The organism is Salinirubellus salinus (assembly GCF_025231485.1).
In the GTDB taxonomy this organism is placed as follows: Archaea; Halobacteriota; Halobacteria; order Halobacteriales; family Haloarculaceae; genus Salinirubellus; species Salinirubellus salinus.
On the sequence record NZ_CP104003.1, the window covers coordinates 450,183 to 464,731 of the forward strand.

The following is a 14,549-nucleotide window of genomic DNA, read 5'->3' on the forward strand; positions in this document are numbered from 1 at the left end:
GGCGCGGCGTTCGGTGGGTTTATACGAATATAGTCCCGACAGTCGGTTGTCTATGAACAGACGGGAGTTCATGCGGACGGCGGGTGGCGCGACTGCCGCGACGGCCGCCGCCGCGAGCACCGCTGGGACCGCCGCCGCCCAGTCGAGCAAGGAGGTGATCGTCGGGCCGGGTGGCAGCCTCGTGTTCGAGCCCGCCGAGCTGTACGTGAAACCCGGGACGACGGTGAACTTCGTGTGGGAGTCGGACCTCCACAACATCGTCGTCGAGAGCCAGCCCGAGGGCGCCAACTGGGAGGGTACCGAGGGTGGCGCGGCCGACACGTACGACACGGGCCACGAGTACTCGTTCACCTTCGAGACGACGGGTACCTACGAGTACTACTGCGCCCCGCACCGGTCCTCCGGCATGGTCGGGACCGTCATCGTGAACGAGTCGGGCGAGGCGCCCGGCGGCGGCGGTGGCGCCAAGGAGGCAGACCCCGAGCACATGGGGGTCCCCATCCAGGCGCACTTCGTCGGTATCGCGACCATCCTCGCCATCCTGATGTCGCTGGTGTTCACGTTCTTCCAGCTGAAGTACGGCGAGTCGCCCCACGCGAAGGGTGGTGACTGATGAGCTCGGGCAACAACACCGTCGGCGCCATCCACCGCTACGAGCCGCCCCGCGAGTCCACGGCGGCGCTCATCGCCATCGTCCTCCTGACGGTGGTCGAGGTGGTGTTCGTCGGCCTGTTCACCTACGGGCTGGTGGCCGGCTGGGGGCTCTCCGAGTTCGGTAACATGTTCCTCGGCGGGCTGCTGGCGGCCATCTTCATCACCCTCTCGTTCATCCTCCTGCTCTACCGCAAGGAGTTCCTGCCGGACGTGATGATCGTCAAGAAGCGCCGGCGCAAGTGGGAGGACCTGTACATCCGCGAGGAGGACGTCGAGGGCGAGCAGTTCGGCGGCGACGCGTGGGAGAACGTGAAACGTGCGGTCTACCCCTACTACAAGAAATAATGCCAGCAGACGACGACAAGTATCCGACCGAATCGGGCCGCCGACGCTTCGTCAAGGGCGTCGTCGGCAGTGCATCGCTCGCCGCCGTCGGTACCGGCGCGGCCGCCTCCGTCGGCGTCGCCACCTCGGCCTCCGGGGCCGGTGGTGGGCTGACCCAGTTCGTCGGTATCGAGAACACCGACGGCCCGGCCCCGCGCGGGATGCCGCTCATCCCGGTCGAGGTCGGCTCGGACGGCACCCTCAGCGGCTCCTTCCCGGACACCGTCGAGGACGGCGTCGCCCAGACGGAGATCGGCGGGGTCAACTACTCCTCGGCGTGGTTCCAGTACTGCGGGGTCCAGACCTACCCCGGTGTCGACCCGAACGCGGACCAAGACAACACGTTCCGGGTCGCGAGCGGTGCCGGGAACACCTACGCCTGGATGAGCGACCTGAACGCGGGCGACCCGCTCACCGTCGACATGTTCGACGACTACGAGACGTGGGGCAACGGCATCGGCCGGAGCGGTCTCGGCAAGCCCGCGCTCGGCTCCTGGCGTTCCGTCGACGTCTCCCCGCAGGAGACGATGGTCGTCCAGGTGATGCGCTCGACCAAGATCCAGGAGCTCCGACAGAACCCACCGGAGGGAGTCGACGCGGAGTTCCTCCGCGCGGCCACCACCGAGGAGGGGTTCATCGCGTGGCTGAACAAGTGCACCCACTTCTGCTGCGTGCCGGGGTTCAAGCACCTCGCGGGGTCGGCCGCCTTCGGCGGGGAGAACGCGGTGTACTGTCAGTGCCACCAGTCGGTGTACGACCCGTTCAGCCCGGTCGAGACGTCGTTCGTGGCGCTGCCGCGCCCGGAGTAACTAAGATGCACGAACCCCTACACACAGGCGAGACACGCGGCCCACGAGGCAGACAATGAGTCTGGAACCAAAGGACGAACACGACCACAAGGGCTGGATGCAGGAGCGGGACCTGACGCCAGTCGAGACGACCTACCTGACGGTCCTGATGTGGCTCGACAAGCGCCTCCGCATCGTTGACTACCTCGAGATACTCGAGGACCTGTACTACAAGGTCAACATGCAGATGCCGAAGAGCCACACGGAACAGTACAACCTCGACAACAAGTTCTGGTACTGGTACCCCCTGTACGCGCTGGGGAGTTTCAGTACCATCGCGTACGTCGTGGCGGCCATCTCGGGCGCGTTGCTGGGGTTCTACTACAGCCCGGCGACGACCGGTGACCCGTCGACGGCCTACAACTCCATCACGTTCATCATGACGGAGCTGCGGTTCGGCTTCTTCCTGCGGAGCCTACACCGCTGGTCCGCGCAGGTGATGGTCGCGGCCGTGTTCCTGCACATGCTCCGTGTCTACTTCACGGGCGCGTACAAGGAGCCGCGCGAGCTGAACTGGATCATCGGCATCGTCCTCATCTCGCTGACGATGGTGTTCGGGTACACGGGCTACCTGCTCCCGTGGGACCAGCTGGCCTTCTGGGCCGGCCAGATCGGCGTCGAGATGAGCCTCTCCATCCCACTCGCAGGGGAGTGGGTCGCACAGCTACTGTTCGGCGGGTTCACCCTGAGCCAGAGCACGTTGCAGCGGATGTACATCCTGCACGTGTTCTTCCTGCCGTTCATCACGACCGCGCTCATCGCCATCCACATCGGTATCGTGTGGATGCAGGGCATCGCGGAGCCGCACTGATACCATGACAGAGGAAAACAACACAACCGAGAACGAGGCTGTCACGGATGGTGGCGAGGACGTCGCCACGGACGGCGGCGGCACCGGCATCGTCGCACCGGACGACGAGACGCCCACGTGGCGCGAGCGCAAGGAGCGCTCGCAGGGGCTCTCCCGGCTGACCTACGAGTACTTCGAGCGGGCTCGCCGCGAGGACCAGGACCTGCGGATGGAGTCCGACTACGTGGAACGCGACGTGCTCGCGTTCCCGGCGTGGCCCCACGAGATGGTCCGTAACCTCGCGCTCACGAGCTTCTTCGTGGGGATGATCATCTTCCTGTCGGCCGCGCTCCCGCCCCACATCGGGGCGCCCGCGAACCCGTCTCAGACCCCGGCGGTCATCCTGCCGGACTGGTACCTCTACTGGTCGTTCGGCCTGCTGAAGCTCGGGCCGCTCAACCCCGACCTCGCCCTGCTGGGCGGTGACAAACTGCTGGCCGACCGGACGTACGGTGTGCTGGCGAACCTCGTCGTCGTCGGCTTCATCGCCATCGTCCCCTTCCTCAACAAGGGGGCGGCCCGTCGACCCGTCGAGCAGCCGTTCTGGGCGGCCGTCGGCGTCTTCGGCGTCGTCTTCGCGTTCACCGTCAGCGCGCTCTCGGTCAAGAACCTGCTGCCCATGGACGCGCACCTGCTGTTCGACCTGACGTTCCTCCTGCCGTTCGTGGCGGGGTTCATCGGCTACGCCGTGCTGAAGTCGATGCGCGAGGGGTACATGTTCGAGCTGAACCGGCGGTACTACCGCCTGCGGCCGCCGAAGTAACGCGGCCCGACCCGACCCGCGGAACTCCCGTCTTCTCACCCGTCTTCGACGCTCGCCAGGCGCCGCCTCGTCCCACGGAGCACCGCAAGCGGCGGAGTCAAGTCGGCCGCGGCCGTACGGTACAATAATGAGCGACGGCGACGCAGCCACCGCCACGGATGCGGAGGCCGAGACGACCGACCGGGAGGGTCCCGGTGGCCGGGACGTCGAGGTACCGCTCGAGATATACAAGATCGTGACGGTGTTCTCGACGCTGTTCGCCGTCGGGATGGTCGTCCTCGGGTTCGTCCTGCTCGACTGGGGGACACAGCGCGCGACCGCCGACCTCTCCGACGTGAACGTCCTCATCACCGTCTCGGGGCTCCTCGCCATCGCGCTCGGGGCGGGCACGTACGCCTTCTCCACCCGATTCCGGGCCACGGAGATGGGAAGGTCTAAGGACGACGCTGACTGACTGACGAGCAATGGCAGACGAGTTCATGAAGGGGTTCGCGATCCTCGTCACGGCCGGCCTGGGCTGGATGACCCTCGCGGGGTGGTACCGCACGCCGGGGTTCGAGGACACGCAGCTCATCGCGCCGCCGGAGATCGCCGACCCGACCATCTACGACCAGCTGGCGCTCGTGGCGATGGACGGGCTGTTCTGGTTCGCCATCTTCGGCTTCCTCACGTTCGTCGTCGTCATCCCCGGCCTCCGTGAGGTCCGGAAGGCGATGAGCGAGAGCGAGGCCTGACCGGCCGAATCGACCGGAGCAGCGAACCGAGCGAACTGGATCGAATCGAAGCGTGACCGAGCCGACGCGCGTGTCGGTCAGTTCTGCTGACTGTAGATGAGGTTCCGCTGGACCTCGTTGGCCCCCTCGTAGATGACGGGGACGCGACAGTCGCGGTAGACGCGAGCGATGCGGTTGTCGGTGAGGATGGAGCGTCCGCCGTGGAGCTGCATCCCGTTCTCGGCACACATCGTGGCCGCCTCGGTGCCTTTGACCTTCGCCATCGACGCCCAGAGGCCGGCTTCGTCACGCTCTGCGACGTGGTCGGCGGCGCGCCAGACCAGCCCTCGTGCGGACTCGAACTCCAGTCGCATGTCGGCGAGGCGGTGCTGGACCGACTGGAAGTCAGCGATGCCGCGGCCGAACGCCTCCCGGTCGTGGACGAACTCCCACGCCTCCTCCAGGGCGGCCGCCGCGAGGCCGATGCCGTGACCACCGACGACGACGCGGCCGAAGTTGAAGAAGTCCGCGAGCATGTAGAAGCCCGCGCCCTCCGGCCCGATGCGGTTCTCGGCCGGAACGCGCGCTCCGTCGAGGTGGATGTGTGCCTGCTTCGAGGCACGCATCGCCATCTTCTCGGGGATGTGCTCGGCGTCGTACCCGTCCGTGTCGGTGGGGACGGCGAACAGCGAGTAGTTGCCGTAACGGTCGTCTGGGTCGTCGCCCGTCTTCGCGTACAGCGTGACCCAGTCGGCCTCAACGCCGTTGCCGACCCAGTACTTCTCGCCGTCGAGGACGTACTCGTCGCCCGCCCGCTCGGCCGTGGTGGTCATCCCCGCGAGGTCAGAGCCGGTGTCGGGTTCGGAGACGGCGAGGCCGGTGATCTGCTCGTTCTCGGCGACGGGCCGGAGGAACCGTTCTTTCTGCTCCTCCGAGCCGTGCTCCTCCAGCATCTCCGCGCCGAAGGAGGCGAGCATGATGGTGAGACCAATGCCGGCGTCAGCCCGGTAGAGCTCCTCCGCCATCGCGAGGAGTTCGTGGAGGTCGTAGCCCGACCCCCCGTACTCCTCGGAGATGTCCTGGGCGACGATGCCCGCGTCCATCCCCGCCTCGAGAACGTCCCACGGGTACTCGCCAGTGCGGTAGTACTCGGCAGCGACCGGCCGGATGTGCTCGTCGGCGAACTCGCGAGTCCGTCGCTTGACATCGCGTGCGTGCTCGGGGACCAGCGACTCCTCTAGCAGTTCCATACCTCTCTACGTAGGGCTTCCAGCGTCAAAAGGGGGCGGAATCAGGGGGCGGCTGCCGGTTCACAGGGGTCGGATAGGACCCCTACAGACCGTTCGGGTGTCGTCTCAGTCGTCGCTCTCGGGCGCGGCGTCCTCCGGGACCTGCCCTTCGACGAGCGACCCGTCACTGTACTGCTCGCGCAGGTCCTTCTTCGAGAACTTCCCGGTCGCCGTCTTGGGAACCTCCTCGATGAAGACGATGTCGTCCGGGAGCCACCACTTGGGGTACTCGTCGGCGAGCATGGCCATGACCTCCTCGCTCACGGCGTCCTCGTCGACACCGGCCGCCGGGACGACGAACGCGACCGGCCGCTCCTGCCACTTCTCGTGGGGGACGCCGATGACGGTCGCCTCGTTCACGTCGTCGTGCGCCATGATGGCGTTCTCCAGTTCGACCGACGAGATCCACTCGCCGCCGGACTTGATGACGTCCTTCGCGCGGTCGACGATTTTGATGTAGCCCGAGGGGTCGACACTCACGATGTCACCGGTCTTGAGCCAGCCGTCCTCGAAGTCCTGCTCGTTCGCGTCGGGGCGCTGGAAGTACTCCGTCGTGACCGAGGGGCCACGGACGTAGAGTTCGCCGAACGCCTCGCCGTCCCACTCGATCTCCTCACCGTCGTCGTCGACGACCTTGAACTCGAGGCCGGGGACGATGAGGCCCTGCTTCTTGCGGTGTTCGATCTGGGTATCGTAGTCCTCGTCCTCGAGGTCGGCCTTGAGGTGCGAGACGGTACCCAGCGGGGACATCTCGGACATCCCCCACGCGTGGAGCAGTTCGACGTCTCGCTCGTCGAACCAGCGGATCATCGACTCGGGGGCCGCGGAGCCACCGACGATGACCGTATCGAGTTCCGAGAGGTCGACGTCGTGGTCCTTGCAGTAGTCCATCAGGCCCAGCCACACGGTCGGGACACCGGCCGTGATGGTGACGCCCTCGTTCTCGAGGAGGTTGGCGATGTCCTCCGGGTCAGGCGAGGGACCGGGGTAGACGTGTTTGGCGCCGGCCGCGGTCGCCGTGAACGGCATCCCCCACGCGTTGACGTGGAACATCGGGACGACCGGCATGACGACGTCGTCGTCGGCCATCGCGATGCCCTGCGGGGTGAGCGACTCCATCGTGTGTGCCCAGAGCATCTTGTGGGTGTACTCGACGCCCTTGGGGCGGCCCGTGGTGCCCGAGGTGTAACACATCCCGGCGGGGGCCTCCTCGTCGAGGTCGGGCCAGTCGTAGTCGGTGTCGTGGCCCGCGATGAACTCCTCGTAGGGGGTCGCGTCGAGGCCCTCTACCTCCTCGCTCCCCATGACGACGAAGTCGACGTCGTCGAACTCGACGGCGTCCTCGGCGGCTCCCGCGAGCTTCGGTGCGAGCGACGGGTCGACGAAGACGATCTCGTCCTCCGCGTTACCGACGATGTACTGGATGTGCTCGTCCGGCAGGAGGGGGTTGATAGTGTGGAGCTGCGCACCGATGGTCGGGACTGCGAAGTACGTCTCGAAGTGTCGGCTGTGGTTCCAGCAGAACGTCGCGACGCGGTCGCCGTCCTCGATGCCGTACTCGTCCAGCGCGTTCGCGAGCTGGGCCGTCCGGTCGGCGTACTCGCTGTAGGTGTACCGCTCCATCCCGTCGTGGTTCCGGGAGACGATCTCCTGGTCCGGGTAGAGCTTCTCTGCGCGCCACAGGAACGGTCGAAGGGTCATGTCACTGCCGCCTGGCATAGCGTTCGTAGCGTTCGCTTTCGCCTCCCTTGGTTCTTCCTACAGAGGTCAGTACGGCGCCAGCAGCTGTCGGGTCAGTCGAGACCGGTGCTACCGGGTGCGCCGGCTCACCGCGACCCCCTCGCCCACCGGGAGGAGAACCGTCTCGAACGCCGGGTCCGCACGAACCGTCCGGAGGTACTCGGCGATGCCTCTCGTCGCCTCCGTCGTCTCACGCGCCTCGCCACGGAGGAGCGGCTCGAGCGCCTCGAACTCGATGGAACCGGCAGTGACGGCGTTGTCGGCGAACACGAGCCCGCCGGGGCTGACCTTCTCGCGAACCGCCGCGAACGCCTCCGTGTAGCGATGTTTCTCGTTGTCCACCAGCACGCAGTCGAACGGGCCGTCGTAGCGCTCGACGGTCTCGATGGCGTCCCCGAGTTCGAAGGCGGCGCGGTCGGCGTAGCCGGCGCTGGCGAGGAACTCGCGGGCCTCGTCCAGTTCCTCCTCGTCGACTTCGGTGAGGACGACGAGGCCGTCCGCGGGGAGCGCACCGGCGAACCAGACGGCGGAGTAGCCGAATCCCGACCCGAACTCGAAGACGCGTTCTGCGTCGACGGTCCCGGCGAGGAAGCGGAGCCAGCCCCCGACGGCGGGCCCGACCGTCGGGAACCCCTCACGCTCGGCCTTCGCGTCCATCTCGGCCAGCACGGGTCCGGGGTCGGGACCGACGAGGCTGGCGAACGATTCGACGGCGTCGGGGATGGGGTCGGCCATACGGGCGTCACGCGGCGCTGGGGCTTAGAAGTGGGCGGACAGGCAGCCCGCGCGGAACCGGGCGTCGAGCGGTTCCGTCGTGTACCGCTCGGGGGCTCTGCGCCCGCGAGTCGCTCCACGGGACAGTGGCTGCACGACCGCGAACGCCCCGTGGCCTCGGTCAGGTCACGGGGGGCTGGTCCCCCCTTCACGTATGAACCTCCGGCCACCGGTCGTCCACCTCCAGCCGGCGGTGTCCCGGCCCCCACGGCTAAGCCGTCCGCGGCCGAACACCGCACATGGCACTCCCGGACGCGGTCCACGCCCTGCCGGTCACGGTTCCGCGTGGCGACACCGAGCAGACGTTCACGCTCGCGGCCGTCGAGACGGCCGACGGACTGCTGCTGTTCGACGTGGGCTTACCCGGCACCCTCGACCTGCTCGAGTCGGCGCTCGCCGACGCCGGCTTCGCCCTCGCGGACGTCGAGACCATCCTCCTGACCCACCAGGACGGCGACCACTGCGGGGCCCTCGCCGAGTTGCGCGACCGGACGGACGTGTTCGTCGTGGCGCACGAGCCGACCGCCCGCATCGTCGACGGGCGCGAAGACCCCCGCTCCGGGCCGGACCGCTACCCGCCCGCTCGGGTCGACCTCGCGTTCGAGGGGTCCGTCACCCTCGCCACCGAGGCGGGGCCCGCTCGCGTACTCCCGACGCCCGGCCACACGCCCGACCACGTCTCCGTGTTCTTCCCGGACTCGGGGTTCCTGCTGGCGGGCGACGCGCTCACCGCGGACGAGCGCGGACTCCAGCCACCGAACGAGGGGTTCACGGAGGACCTGGACCGGGCGCTGGAGTCGGTGTCGACCCTCGCGGCGCTGGGTGTCGAATCGACGCTCTGCTTCCACGGCGGCTACGTCGAGGCGGGGAGCGACCGTCTCGACGACATCGCGACGCGGCCGTGAGTGGCGTCGGGCTCGCCCCTCGCGCACCCGGCCTCAGCCGAGCCGACGAGCGAACAGCCACACCAGGCCGAGTACGAGGACGAGCGCCCCCAGTACGGAGGTCACTGGCTCGGGGACGACGAACAGGACGATACCGATGCCGACGATCAGTGCGGGACTGACCCCGCCGATTGAGTCCGTGAGGGACACGGTCACCCACAGCGCCGGCAGGGTGAAGGGCTCGCTGCCGGCGCGTGCAAGCCAGCAGTCGGGGGAGGTGCTGCTCAGCGGTTCCACTCGTAGGCGAGCCACGCGAGCCCGAGCAACAGGAGACCAGCCCCGAACGCCGAGGTCGCGGGCTCCGGGAACACCACGAGCGCGATACCGACCAGTATCATCAGTCCGGGACTCACCTCGTCGAAGTACTTCGTGAGGTCCATACCGCCCGGCGAACGCCGGCGGACAAAACGCTACCGGGGGTGGAGACTCAGTCCCGCCACTTGATCGAACAGCCGCGCGAGGGGCGGAACTCCTCGTCCACCTTGCCCCCCGCGAGGACGGTGTCGATGACCTCGCGCATCTCGAAGCCCGGTTCACCCGAGGGCTCGGCGTCGGGGTTCAGCGCGTCGTCGAGTCGGCCGTGGTACTTCAGGTGCCACTCGGTACCCTCGGCGCCCGCGTGGTTCACGAACAGGAACGGGTCGGGCGTACACTCCGCGCCGTACGCGCGGGCCACGTCCTGACGCTCGTCGCGGAGGTAGGCGTCGTACTGGATGCGCCCCGACTCGACGTACTCCCGCATCTTCTCGAAGGAGTCGTCGGGGTACTGTTCGGCGTCGTTGGGGTTGACGCCGACGACGGCCACCTCGTCGTAGTCGGCGGCGATGGCGTTCAGTGCGGGTTCCTTTGCCTCCGCGTACGGGCAGTGGTTGCAGGTGAACACGAGCAGGAGCGCGTCGTGGTCGGCGAAGCGCTCGAGTGTGTACGTCTCGCCGTCGGTGCCGGGCAGGGAGAAGGCCGGTGCCTCGTCGCCGCGTTCGAGTGTCTGCGTGGATTCGGCTGCGACCATACCGGACGTTGGGCCGGCGGCCGAAAGTCTCTGTCGGCGTCACTCCACGGTGACGAGGTAGACGGCGACGACGGCGAGCAGGATGCCGGCGGCCTTGCGGCCGGTGAACGACTCGCCGAGGAACGCCACCCCGACGAGCGAGGAGGTGACGAGGAACATCCCGAAGACGGGGACGACGACGCTCACCGGGCCGAGCGCGAGCGCCCGGTAGTACGCGAGGATGCCGACCGCGAGGCAGACGCCCGCGGCGAGCATGTACTTCGCGTCTGGGTGGGTCACCGCCTCGGTGAGCGACCGGTCGGTGGCGAGGACCACGCCGAGGGCGGCGAGGACGAGCATCCCGTTGGTGACGAGCGCCACCACGTCGCTGGAGAGGTCGCGCGTGGCGAGTTTCGTCAGCGGTGCGACGAGCGTGTACGAGACGAGCGCGAGGACGGCGTAGGCGAGATAGCCGAGGTTCACGAGCGACGAGAGTGGCGGAGACCGCTTGAAAACCCCGATATCGACGGCGTTCTCCGGTCGAGACGGCCACCACGTTTTACCCGCCGTAGTGGGTAGGGGTGCCCGATACACGTGACCGAACGCAGTCTCGGCGTGAAGGCAGTCGGGGCGCTCCTCGTCGTCGGCCTCCTCGTCGCCGGCGGGCTGTTCCTCTTCACGGGTGGTGACCTGGACTACCAGACGCCGACGGTCGAGTCGATAGAGAGCGAGTTCGGCGAGGCCTCGCCCGAGTCGACGGCCGTGCGGACCGACGTGGTCGTCGACAACCCCAACGAGCGACCGCTCCCGGCCGCCGCGAGCGTCCGGTACGAGGCGCACCTGAACGGCGTCCGCGTCGCCTCCGGCAGTCGGTCCGGTGTGAGTGTGCCGCCCGGCCGGAGTACCATCGAGGTCGAGGGCACCTTCGACAACGGACAGGTGCCTGCGTGGTGGGTCACGCACGTCAACGGGGGCGAACGCTCGGAACTCGTCGTCAGTCCGCGCGTCAGCGTCGCGGGCGTCGTCGACCGGCAGTACCCGAATCGGACGACAGTCGTCGAGACGGACCTGCTGGGCGCACTCGCACGGGGCGACGAGAGCACCGTCACGCTCGCCGACCGGGATGTCCTGGTCGTGTCGAACCGCACGGCCTCGTGGGGGACGGCGGACGCCGAGCGGACCCCCGTGACGTTCGCCGTCGACCTGCGGAACGTCCACGACCGACCGGTCCGCCTCGACGGCACGGCGTACCGCGTCGTGATGAACGGGGTCGTGGTCGGCGAGGGGACGACCGAGGAGGGCATCGAACTCGCGCCGGGCGAGTCGGGCACCGTCCGCGCGGACGCGGCGCTCGACACGCCGAAGATGCAGGCGTGGTGGGTCACGCACGTCCGGCAGAACGAGACGACGAACCTGAGCGTCGAGGTGTACGGCGTCGTCGAGAAGGACGGCGAGCGTCGGCGGCTGCCGTTGAACGTGTTCGACCGGCGGCTCCGGTTCGAGACGCGCATCCTCGGCGACGGGGAGACGACGGCGACGCCCGTGCCGAGCGACGGGACGGGCGCGCAGTACGCCACGCCCGAGGTCCTCGGGACGGACTCGCGGTGGGGTGCGGTGCGCGAGGACACCACCGAGGTGGTGACGACGGTCAGCATCGACAACCCGAACGGCGAGGCGTACACGGACCTCCTGACGCTGACCGTCGACCAGCGGACCCGCATCGGCGAGGTGGTGGTCGCCGAGAACACGAGTCGCGTCGACGAGCTGCCCACGGGTGTCGGGAACGTCACCGTCACGGCCCCGAAGCAGCACTCGACCGTCCCCCGGTGGTGGGCGAGCCACGTGAACAACGGGGAGCGCTCGCGGGTCCGGACGACCGTCACGGGCGTCGCGGACGTGGGCCTGACCACGCTGCCCGTGGCCCTCCCGGACCGGAACGGCACGGTGGAGACGGACGTGGCCGCACAGCTGTCGAGCGACGAGCCCTCGGCCGTCGAACAGGACGGGCGGACCGTCGCCACGGTCGTCGAGACGGACGCGGAGTGGGCGAGCGCCACGCCCGAACGCGGCGAGATCACGATGCGGGTGACCGTGCGCAACGAGCAGACGCTCTCGTCGCTGACCATCCGGGACGTGAACTATACGGTGGCGCTGAACGAGGTCCGACTGGCCGACCGCCGGGAACTGGACCGGACGTTCGAGATTCCGCCCGGCACCACGCGCACGCTCGAGTTCACGGTCGTCCTCGACCACACGAAGATGGCCGAGTGGTGGCCGACGCACGTCCGGAACGGCGAGCGGTCACGGCTGGACACGCGGGCACACGCCACCGTGGAGGCCGGCGGACGGAGCGAACGGGTGGCGTTCGACTTCCTGGGGAGCAACGAGGTGATCGAGACCGACGTACTGGCCGACGACGGCGAGAGCGGACGCGAGAACGGGAACGGCGAGTAGCGCCGCTCGTCGCGACGAGACGAACGCAGGATGGACGGCGGTCGGGTGTGGATCAGTCCGCGGCGACGCGGACGGTCTCTCGGGTCTCCGCGGTGGCCGGTGTGGGCAAGCCGGCCCGTTGGACGAACCGTTCCATCTGCGTAGGCGTGACGCCCGCCTGCTTCGCCGCCGCGTCCAGTGCCAGGCTTCCCTCGCTGTACAGCGTCGCCGCCGTCCGGACCGCGTGCTGGTGCATACTCCGACACGCGACCCATAGCATAATAAGAATATCGTGAGATAATATATCAACACATGACCTAATATGCCGGAGAAGGTCGTGAACTATCGTTATACAATGGGGTGTGTGGGGTCGTCCCGTGGGGGGAGTTCCACCGGTGTCGCAAGTCTTTAGCCCGCGTCGGGGGTGCGTTCGGTATGGACGAGCGCGCCGAGATACTCGAACTGCTCCGTGAGAACGCGCGCTACTCGGTCGCTGACCTCGCACGGATGACCGGCCTCGACGAGGAGGAGGCCGCGGCGACGGTCGAGGAACTGGAGGCCGATGGCGTCGTCCGCGGCTATCAGGCCGTCGTCGACTGGAGCCAGTGGACCGCGGAACCGGTCCAGGCCCACGTCGAACTGAACGTCACGCTGGACCGGGAGACCTCCTACCGGGACATCGCGGACCGCATCGCGAAGTTCTCGGAGGTCCGCTCGCTGCGACTGGTGAGCGGCGACTACGACTTCGCGCTCGAGGTGGAGGCCGACACGATGGGCGAGGTCTCCCGGTTCGTCTCCGAGAAGGTCGCGCCGGTGCCCGAGATCACCCAGACCGTGACCCACTACATCATGGACACGTACAAGGACGACGGCATCGTCTTCGACGACGAGGACGACGACGAACGGCTGTCGGTGACCCCATGAGTCGTGGTGAGGAGCGCGGCGAGGAACGCGGGGACGAACGCGAGGCGCGCTCGCCCCTCCAGCCGTCCGACCGGGTCACGAGCGTCCCACCGTCGGGCATCCGCCGCTTCTTCGAACTCGCCGAGGAGATGGACGACGTCATCTCGCTCGGCGTCGGCGAACCCGACTTCTCGGCGCCGTGGGCCGCCCGCGAGGCGGCTATCGCCTCACTCGAACAGGGCCGGACCTCCTACACCGCGAACCGCGGGACCCGTGAGCTGCGCGAGGAGATCGCCGCGCACGTCACGAAGTACGGGCAGGAGTACGACCCCGACGAGGAGATACTGGTCACGGCGGGCGCGAGCGAGGCCATCGACGCCGCGTTCCGCGCACTGGTGAACCCCGGGGACACCGTCGCCATCGCCGAACCCGCCTACGTCTCCTACGAACCGGGCGTCCGGTTCGCCGGCGGCGACCCGCTCTCGGTGCCCACCCGCGCCGAGGACGAGTTCGTGCTCACGCCCGAGGTGCTGTACGAGCACGGCGCCGACGAAGCGGACCTGCTGGTCTACTGCTACCCGAACAACCCCACCGGGGCGACGATGGACCGCGAGGAGATAACCGCTGTCGCGGAGTTCTGCATCGAGAACGACGTGGGCGTCCTCGCCGACGAGATCTACGCCGCGCTGACCTACTCGGGCGACCACGCCTCCATCGCCACCGTCGACGGGATGCGCGAGCGCACCGTCGTGTTCAACGGCTTCTCGAAGGCCTACGCGATGACCGGTCTGCGACTCGGCTACGCGATGGCTCCAGCGGAGGTCATCAAGGCGATGAACCGCGTCCACCAGTACACGATGCTGTCGGCGCCGACGACGGCCCAGTACGCGGCCGTCGAGGCCCTGCGCTCGTGTGACGACGAGGTCGCGGAGATGAGACGCCAGTACGACCGGCGTCGGAACTTCGTCCTCTCGCGGTTCGAGGAGATGGGCATCGACTGCTTCGAGGCGACGGGCGCGTTCTACGTCTTCCCGGAGTCGCCGTGGCCCGACGCCGGCGAGTTCGCCGAGGCACTCCTCCAGGAGGAGGGCGTCGCGGTGGTGCCGGGCGACGCGTTCGGGGCCGGTGGGGCGGGCCACCTCCGCGCGTCGTACGCGACGGGACTGGGTGAACTCCGCGAGGCGATGGCCCGCATCGAGCGGTTCGTGGACTGAGCCGCCGAGAAGCCGGAATATCGTCGGACAGGCGTCTTGCTCCCGGCATCCG

The 14,549-nt window shown here is 68.2% G+C and carries 19 protein-coding genes; 11 read left to right on the forward strand and 8 right to left on the reverse strand.

Annotated features, from left to right (window positions below; genetic code table 11):
• The first annotated feature begins 52 nt into the window (after positions 1-52).
• From N0B31_RS02480 to N0B31_RS02510, 7 genes are all read left to right on the forward strand, one after another.
• Positions 53-613 carry a plastocyanin/azurin family copper-binding protein gene (locus tag N0B31_RS02480; protein ID WP_260594208.1) on the forward strand — a complete coding sequence of 187 codons (561 nt, stop codon included), beginning with the start codon at positions 53-55 and terminating at the stop codon, positions 611-613.
• Positions 613-999 (forward strand): DUF7318 family protein, encoded by a 387-nt coding sequence (locus N0B31_RS02485; RefSeq protein ID WP_260594209.1) that lies wholly within the window; start codon positions 613-615, stop codon positions 997-999. The genes N0B31_RS02480 and N0B31_RS02485 overlap by 1 nt, the downstream gene beginning before the upstream one ends.
• Positions 999-1,847: a Rieske (2Fe-2S) protein gene (locus N0B31_RS02490; RefSeq protein ID WP_260594210.1), complete on the forward strand. Its 849-nt coding sequence runs from the start codon at positions 999-1,001 to the stop codon at positions 1,845-1,847. Before N0B31_RS02485 ends, N0B31_RS02490 begins: the two co-directional genes overlap by 1 nt.
• A 55-nt stretch (positions 1,848-1,902) precedes the next feature.
• Positions 1,903-2,697, forward strand: a complete 795-nt coding sequence (locus tag N0B31_RS02495) for a cytochrome b (RefSeq protein WP_260594211.1) — start codon at positions 1,903-1,905, stop codon at positions 2,695-2,697.
• A gap of 4 nt (positions 2,698-2,701) precedes the next feature.
• Positions 2,702-3,499 (forward strand): cytochrome b family protein, encoded by a 798-nt coding sequence (locus N0B31_RS02500; protein ID WP_260594212.1) that lies wholly within the window; start codon positions 2,702-2,704, stop codon positions 3,497-3,499.
• Positions 3,500-3,626: 127 nt separating this feature from the next.
• Positions 3,627-3,953 (forward strand): DUF7315 family membrane protein, encoded by a 327-nt coding sequence (locus N0B31_RS02505; RefSeq protein ID WP_260594213.1) that lies wholly within the window; start codon positions 3,627-3,629, stop codon positions 3,951-3,953.
• A gap of 10 nt (positions 3,954-3,963) precedes the next feature.
• Positions 3,964-4,233 carry a DUF7314 family protein gene (locus N0B31_RS02510; protein ID WP_260594214.1) on the forward strand — a complete coding sequence of 90 codons (270 nt, stop codon included), beginning with the start codon at positions 3,964-3,966 and terminating at the stop codon, positions 4,231-4,233.
• 77 nt (positions 4,234-4,310) lie between these two features.
• Here N0B31_RS02510 and N0B31_RS02515 read toward each other — a convergent pair whose 3' ends face one another.
• The 3 genes from N0B31_RS02515 to N0B31_RS02525 form a co-directional block, all read right to left on the reverse strand.
• Positions 4,311-5,462, reverse strand: coding sequence for an acyl-CoA dehydrogenase family protein (locus N0B31_RS02515; RefSeq protein ID WP_260594215.1), 1,152 nt, complete (start codon positions 5,460-5,462; stop codon positions 4,311-4,313).
• A 105-nt stretch (positions 5,463-5,567) separates the two neighbouring features.
• Positions 5,568-7,220, reverse strand: a complete 1,653-nt coding sequence (locus tag N0B31_RS02520) for a long-chain fatty acid--CoA ligase (RefSeq protein ID WP_260594216.1) — start codon at positions 7,218-7,220, stop codon at positions 5,568-5,570.
• Positions 7,221-7,310: 90 nt separating this feature from the next.
• A complete protein-coding gene (locus N0B31_RS02525) occupies positions 7,311-7,976 on the reverse strand; it encodes an O-methyltransferase (protein WP_260594217.1) in 666 nt (221 codons plus the stop codon).
• A gap of 278 nt (positions 7,977-8,254) precedes the next feature.
• On the opposite strand from N0B31_RS02525, the gene N0B31_RS02530 reads away from it, so the two are divergent.
• On the forward strand, positions 8,255-8,920 hold the full coding sequence (locus tag N0B31_RS02530; protein WP_260594218.1) for an MBL fold metallo-hydrolase: 666 nt from the start codon (positions 8,255-8,257) through the stop codon (positions 8,918-8,920).
• Between the two features lie 33 nt (positions 8,921-8,953).
• Here N0B31_RS02530 and N0B31_RS02535 read toward each other — a convergent pair whose 3' ends face one another.
• The 4 genes from N0B31_RS02535 to N0B31_RS02550 all read right to left on the reverse strand — a co-directional run bounded on the left by N0B31_RS02535 (position 8,954) and on the right by N0B31_RS02550 (position 10,430).
• Positions 8,954-9,109, reverse strand: a complete 156-nt coding sequence (locus tag N0B31_RS02535; RefSeq protein ID WP_260594219.1) for a hypothetical protein — start codon at positions 9,107-9,109, stop codon at positions 8,954-8,956.
• A gap of 74 nt (positions 9,110-9,183) precedes the next feature.
• A complete protein-coding gene (locus N0B31_RS02540) occupies positions 9,184-9,339 on the reverse strand; it encodes a hypothetical protein (protein WP_260594220.1) in 156 nt (51 codons plus the stop codon).
• Between the two features lie 47 nt (positions 9,340-9,386).
• Positions 9,387-9,968, reverse strand: a complete 582-nt coding sequence (locus tag N0B31_RS02545; protein WP_260594221.1) for a thioredoxin family protein — start codon at positions 9,966-9,968, stop codon at positions 9,387-9,389.
• A 39-nt stretch (positions 9,969-10,007) separates the two neighbouring features.
• Positions 10,008-10,430 carry an EamA family transporter gene (locus N0B31_RS02550; RefSeq protein WP_260594222.1) on the reverse strand — a complete coding sequence of 141 codons (423 nt, stop codon included), beginning with the start codon at positions 10,428-10,430 and terminating at the stop codon, positions 10,008-10,010.
• 111 nt (positions 10,431-10,541) lie between these two features.
• Between N0B31_RS02550 and N0B31_RS02555 the strand changes: the two genes are divergently transcribed.
• A complete protein-coding gene (locus N0B31_RS02555; RefSeq protein WP_260594223.1) occupies positions 10,542-12,401 on the forward strand; it encodes an LEA/WHy family protein in 1,860 nt (619 codons plus the stop codon).
• A 52-nt stretch (positions 12,402-12,453) separates the two neighbouring features.
• On the opposite strand, the gene N0B31_RS02560 is transcribed toward N0B31_RS02555, so the two are convergent.
• Positions 12,454-12,636, reverse strand: coding sequence for a DUF7317 family protein (locus tag N0B31_RS02560; protein ID WP_260594224.1), 183 nt, complete (start codon positions 12,634-12,636; stop codon positions 12,454-12,456).
• A 179-nt stretch (positions 12,637-12,815) separates the two neighbouring features.
• Between N0B31_RS02560 and N0B31_RS02565 the strand changes: the two genes are divergently transcribed.
• Together N0B31_RS02565 and N0B31_RS02570 are read left to right on the forward strand one after the other, a co-directional pair.
• A complete protein-coding gene (locus tag N0B31_RS02565) occupies positions 12,816-13,304 on the forward strand; it encodes an Lrp/AsnC family transcriptional regulator (RefSeq protein WP_260594225.1) in 489 nt (162 codons plus the stop codon).
• A complete protein-coding gene (locus N0B31_RS02570; protein ID WP_260594226.1) occupies positions 13,301-14,497 on the forward strand; it encodes a pyridoxal phosphate-dependent aminotransferase in 1,197 nt (398 codons plus the stop codon). Before N0B31_RS02565 ends, N0B31_RS02570 begins: the two co-directional genes overlap by 4 nt.
• Positions 14,498-14,549 lie beyond the last annotated feature (52 nt).